We start from the raw sequence: 4,651 nt of genomic DNA, 5'->3' as shown, positions 1-4,651 counted from the left end.
CGCCGACGAGTCCGGCCGGCGCACGGCGCCGGCGGCGCCTGCCCCGGTCCCGGGCAGGTCGATCCGACGCGGCAGATCGGTCTTGTAGCCGGTGGCCGGCTTGGCGGTGGACGACATGGGCTCTCCTTGAGGCGCGATCGGGGCGGTGGGCCGAACTACGGACGTGTCCGTGGCGGGGGAATAGCCTGGCCGCTCGTTGCCGCCATCCGATCCTCCGCCAGCGGGGTTGCGTCGACGAAACACGCGGGTGTCCCCCTGCTTGTTGTGGTTCCGGAGTCGATGCCCCATCAAAACGATGGGGCCGGGACTGTAGCTGGATGCTTATCCGCCGATCAACCCGCGGCGGCCAGCCCCGTTCCCGGACAGGAGCAATTCAGCCGTATTCCGGTCAAATGAATTATCCGGCAGCCCGCCCCGCCGGGGTGAGCCCGCCGACCGCGCGATGGAAGACATGGGTCATGAAGGCGGCGCCCAGCACCGGCACCACGAGGTTGACCACCGGCACCAGCAGGATCGCGGCCAGCAGCAGCCCGGCGATGATGAAGCGGCCCTGGCGCTCGCGCCACAGCGCCCGTGCCGCCGCCGGCTCGACATGGCGCGCGGCCACCAGCTCGAAATATTCGCGGCCCAGCAGGTAGCCGTTGACCAGCCAGAACACCAGCACGTTGACGCCGGGCACGATCAGCACGATGCCGACCGCGACCAGGTTCACCGCCGCCAGCAGCAGGAAGAAGCGGATGCCGCCCCAGATCATCTCGCCGATCCGCTGCCGCCGCGGCGGCGGCAGGGTGGGATAGTGCCGGGCCTCGACCGCCTGGGCGACGTCGTCGAGGAACAGGCCGGCCACGGCGCCGACGATGGCGGGAAACAGCAGGATGCCCAGCGCCAGCACGGCGACTCCGCCCAGCACGTCGATGGTGGTGTCGACCCAGGACCAGTTGGCGATCTGCACGAAGGACAGGCCCCAGCCGGCCAGGGCCGGCAGGGTCAGCACCAGGAAGATGGTGGCGGCGAAGCTGACCCACAGCACGCGGCGGATCGCCGGGTCGGACGTCATCTGCTGCAGGGCGAGGCGGAAGGCGTTCGGCATCGGGGCTCGGCGGTTGATGTCGCGGCCGTTCACCTGGGGCGGCGGGGCCGGCGGCGCAAGGGCGGCGCCTATTCTTCGTCGGTCATCGGCCCGCCCTCGCCGGCGGTGGTGCGGTAGCGCGGCAGGCCGTCGGCCAGGCGCACTCAGGGCAGCGTCTCGCCGACATAGACATGGCCGCGCGGCGGCAGGGCGCCGGGATCGTCCAGCGTCGTCGCCAGCAGATGCACCTCGTCGGGCCAGCGGGCGCCCTCATAGGCCAGCGGCGTGCTGCAGCGGCCGCAGAAGAATCGCTCGGCGCCGGGCGAGGAGGCGAAGCGGCGCGGTGCCTCGCCGCTCCACGTCACCTGCGAGCGTTCGAAGCCGGCATAGGCGGAATAAGGCGCGCCGGTGGCCCGGCGGCAGTCGCGGCAATGGCAGGCGGCGGCCCAGCGCGGCGCGCCCGATACCGCATAGCGCACGGCGCCGCAGCCGCATCCGCCTGTCAGAAGCTTGGCAGTTTCCGGCATCACCTTCTCCCTGGCGTCACCGCCTGCTCGCATGAGCGCTTCCGAAGCACCAGTATCGTCATTGCGAGCGCAGCGAAGCAATCCAGGGCCGTTTGCCGTGGCCCCTGGATTGCTTCGTCGGCTTCGCCTCCTCGCAATGACGGTGAGGACGTCAGGCCGTCGCCTGGTCCAGCACCTCCGGGCCGAAGATCCGGGCCAGGGCGGCGCGGCCATCCTCGGTCAGGGCCACGGCGCGGCTGTCGCGGTCGCGCCGGATCCAGCCCTGCTCCAGGAACCGGTCGGCGATGGCGGCGCCCAGCGCGCCGGCCAGATGGGGCCGCCGCTCGCTCCAGTCCTGGCACTGGGCGGGTGACGGCGCGGCGCCCCTGGCGCAGCCGGTCGACATCGATGTCGAGGGCGGCGAGCCAGCCGGGCGCGGCGTCGGACAGGGCGAAGCCGTGGTCGTCGGCCTGCAGCACGCCCCGCGCCACCAGCGCGTTGGTGACCGCGACGCCGAGGCGGCCGGCCAGGTGGTCGTAGCACATGCGCCCGTCGCGCAGCGGCGTCGGTACCTTCGAGCGCGAAACCGCGACCGCCGGCGGCGGCGAGGCCAGGGTCAGCATCGTCTCCAGCAGCGCCCCGATTTCCGCCCCCGCCAGGGCGTAGTAGCGGTGCCGGCCCAGCCGCCGGACGGTGACCAGCCCGGCCTCCGCCAGCTTGGCCAGGTGGCTCGAGGCGGTCTGCGGCGTGACCCGGGCGCGGAATGCCAGCTCGCCCGCCGGCAGCGCCTCCCCGCCGAACAGGGCCGACAGGATCAGCGCCCGGCTGGGATCGCCGATCAGCGACGATAAGCTTGCAAGATCAAGGCCTTCCTTCATATTTCGATGATGGTCGATTTGTCTTTGCTGGTCAAGGGCCGGCCGCGGATGTGGAGTGGGGCGACCGACACAGGAGGCCGATCATGACCGACATCTTCGCCATTCTCGACTATGCCCGCCGCCGCTGCCTGACGCCGGCCGCCCTGGCCCGGGCCGCCGGACTGACCGGGGAGCGGCTGCGGGCGCTGATCGCCGCCCGCTGCCTGCCGGGTCCGACCTATGTCCTCGACCCGTCCCTGACCGTGCGCAGCGCCATCCGCAGCGAGGCGCTGGCGCAGCCGGAGGAATGGTTCGGCGGCGCCGTGGCGCCCTGGGCCCGCCAGGCCGCGGGCTCGACCCTGTCACCGCACGAGCTGGCGGCGCAGTTCCGGCAGGATTTCGCCGCCGATTTCCGCCAGGCCCTGCTCGCTTCCGAAGGTCGCCGCTTCGGCTGGACCGAGCTGTTCGATGCCGCCGGCGCGATCGACGAGGCCGCCTTCGCCAAGGCCCTCGACGAGATCTGGGAGGAGAACTGGCTCGGCGGCGCCTATGCCGTCTGCCTGCGCCGCTTCGACGGCCGCCATCTGGTGACCAAGCTGGTCGAGCGCAGCCGCATCCGCGCCCTGACGGAGGAGGGCACCAAGCCGGCCCTGACCCCGGCCGAGGCGGAGCAGGTGACCGCGGCGATGGCCCGGCTGGACGCCGTGCTGACCCCCTTCGCCCCGCATGAGCGGCCGCATGGCACGCCGGGGCTGTGGATCGACCGGATCGCCGAACGCTACGGCCTCGCTCATCCCTCGGCACCGGCGCGGGACCCGGCCCCGGTTGACTCGGCGGCGGCCGCAGCCTAGAGGGTCGGGGACCCCTTGCGGGTCGCATCCTTGGCCGCACAACCAGCGAGACCCATGAGCGCCCGCTACGACGCCACCTGCATCGGCAACGCCATCGTCGATGTCATCACCAAGAACGACGAAGCCTTCATCACCACGCATGGCCTGGTGAAGGGGGCGATGACGCTGATCGACGCGGAGCGGGCCGAGGCGCTCTATGCCGCCATGGGGCCGGGGCTCGAGGCCTCGGGCGGCTCCGCCGGCAACACCGCGGCGGGGCTGGCCTCGCTGGGCGGCAAGGCCGCCTTCATCGGCAAGGTCACGGCCGACCAGCTCGGCGCCGTCTACCGCCACGACATCCGCGCCGTCGGCGTCGATTTCGACTCCCGGCCGCTCGACCCCGCGGCGCCGGGCACGCCGCCGACCGCGCGCAGCCTGATCATCGTCACGCCGGACGCGCAGCGGACGATGAACACCTATCTCGGCGCCTGCGTCGAGCTGACGCCCGACGATGTCGACGAGGCGGTGATCTCCGGCTCGCAGGTGACCTATCTCGAAGGCTATCTGTGGGACCGGCCGACGGCGAAGGAGGCCTTCATCAAGGCCGCCCAGGTGGCCCATGCCGCCGGCCGCAAGGTGTCGCTGACCCTGTCGGACAGCTTCTGCGTCGAACGGCACCGCGACAGCTTCCTGGGGCTGATCGACAGCCATGTCGATCTGCTCTTCGCCAATGAGGCGGAGATCAAGGCTCTGTACCAGGTCGACGACTTCGACGCCGCCGTCGCCGCCGTGCGCGGCCGCTGCGAGGTCGCGGCGATCACCCGCAGCGAGAAGGGCTCGGTGATCGTGACCGACAGCGAGACCGTCGTGGTCGAAGCGGCGCCGCTGGCCCAGCTGGTCGACACCACCGGCGCCGGCGACCTCTACGCCTCCGGCTTCCTCTACGGCTTCACCCGCGGCCTCGGCCTGGCCGAGAGCGGCCGCATCGGCAGCATCGCCGCCGCCGAGGTGATCAGCCATGTCGGCCCGCGTCCCCTGGTGCCGCTGCGCAGCCTGATCGGCTGAGCCGCTCACCGCGTCTCCTTTCCTCAGTGTCATGCCCGGGCTTGACCCGGGCATCCAGGAAATGCCGAAGCAGCTCCGGGTGGCCCCTGGATTGCCGGGTCAAGCCCGGCAATGACAATGAGGGGAAGGACGCTTCACCTTATCGGCGGAACACCGCCACCGCTTCCAGGTGCGGCGTCCACAGGAACTGGTCGACCGGCGTCGCCCGCTCCAACCGGTAGCCGCCATCCACCAGGATCCGGGCGTCGCGCGCCAGGCTGGACGGGTTGCAGGAGACGGCGACCACCACCGGCACGGTGGAGGCGGCCAGCGCCTCGGCCTGGT

The 4,651-nt window shown here is 71.7% G+C and carries 5 protein-coding genes and 2 pseudogenes; 2 read left to right on the top strand and 5 right to left on the bottom strand.

The genetic code is table 11. The features are described from left to right. Nucleotides 1–397 precede the first annotated feature (397 nt). The 4 genes and pseudogenes from P409_RS27240 to P409_RS41640 all read right to left on the bottom strand — a co-directional run. Complete coding sequence (locus tag P409_RS27240) at nucleotides 398–1,090, bottom strand: EI24 domain-containing protein (RefSeq protein WP_034845787.1); 693 nt, start codon at nucleotides 1,088–1,090, stop codon at nucleotides 398–400. A 143-nt stretch (nucleotides 1,091–1,233) separates the two neighbouring features. Further along, nucleotides 1,234–1,596, bottom strand: a complete 363-nt coding sequence (locus P409_RS39305) for a GFA family protein (protein ID WP_052121456.1) — start codon at nucleotides 1,594–1,596, stop codon at nucleotides 1,234–1,236. 151 nt (nucleotides 1,597–1,747) lie between these two features. Beyond that, nucleotides 1,748–1,981 (bottom strand): hypothetical protein, encoded by a 234-nt coding sequence (locus P409_RS40975; RefSeq protein WP_052121455.1) that lies wholly within the window; start codon nucleotides 1,979–1,981, stop codon nucleotides 1,748–1,750. A 238-nt stretch (nucleotides 1,982–2,219) separates the two neighbouring features. After that, nucleotides 2,220–2,453 (bottom strand): annotated as a pseudogene (locus P409_RS41640) (ArsR/SmtB family transcription factor); the annotation flags it as partial. Nucleotides 2,454–2,536: 83 nt separating this feature from the next. On the opposite strand from P409_RS41640, the gene P409_RS27225 reads away from it, so the two are divergent. Together P409_RS27225 and P409_RS27220 are read left to right on the top strand one after the other, a co-directional pair. After that, nucleotides 2,537–3,283: a DUF6058 family natural product biosynthesis protein gene (locus P409_RS27225; protein WP_034845785.1), complete on the top strand. Its 747-nt coding sequence runs from the start codon at nucleotides 2,537–2,539 to the stop codon at nucleotides 3,281–3,283. Between the two features lie 54 nt (nucleotides 3,284–3,337). Then, a complete protein-coding gene (locus tag P409_RS27220) occupies nucleotides 3,338–4,327 on the top strand; it encodes an adenosine kinase (RefSeq protein WP_034845783.1) in 990 nt (329 codons plus the stop codon). Between the two features lie 139 nt (nucleotides 4,328–4,466). Here the strand turns inward: P409_RS27220 and P409_RS27215 are convergent. Next, nucleotides 4,467–4,651, bottom strand: a pseudogene (locus tag P409_RS27215) (class I SAM-dependent RNA methyltransferase); the annotation flags it as partial.

This window comes from Inquilinus limosus MP06 (assembly GCF_000767795.1).
Taxonomy (GTDB): domain Bacteria; phylum Pseudomonadota; class Alphaproteobacteria; order DSM-16000; family Inquilinaceae; genus Inquilinus; species Inquilinus limosus_E.
The sequence above is the reverse complement of the archived record's forward strand: the minus strand, read 5'-3'. Positions and strand labels throughout refer to the sequence as shown.

Bases quoted from the DNA above. Each gene is read 5' to 3' on its own strand.
- P409_RS40975 (WP_052121455.1), bottom strand. From the start codon at position 1,981: ATGTCGACCGGCTGCGCCAGGGGCGCCGCGCCGTCACCCGCCCAGTGC.
- P409_RS27240 (WP_034845787.1), bottom strand. From the start codon at position 1,090: ATGCCGAACGCCTTCCGCCTCGCCCTGCAGCAGATGACGTCCGACCCG.
- P409_RS27225 (WP_034845785.1), top strand. From the start codon at position 2,537: ATGACCGACATCTTCGCCATTCTCGACTATGCCCGCCGCCGCTGCCTG.
- P409_RS27220 (WP_034845783.1), top strand. From the start codon at position 3,338: ATGAGCGCCCGCTACGACGCCACCTGCATCGGCAACGCCATCGTCGAT.
- P409_RS39305 (WP_052121456.1), bottom strand. From the start codon at position 1,596: ATGCCGGAAACTGCCAAGCTTCTGACAGGCGGATGCGGCTGCGGCGCC.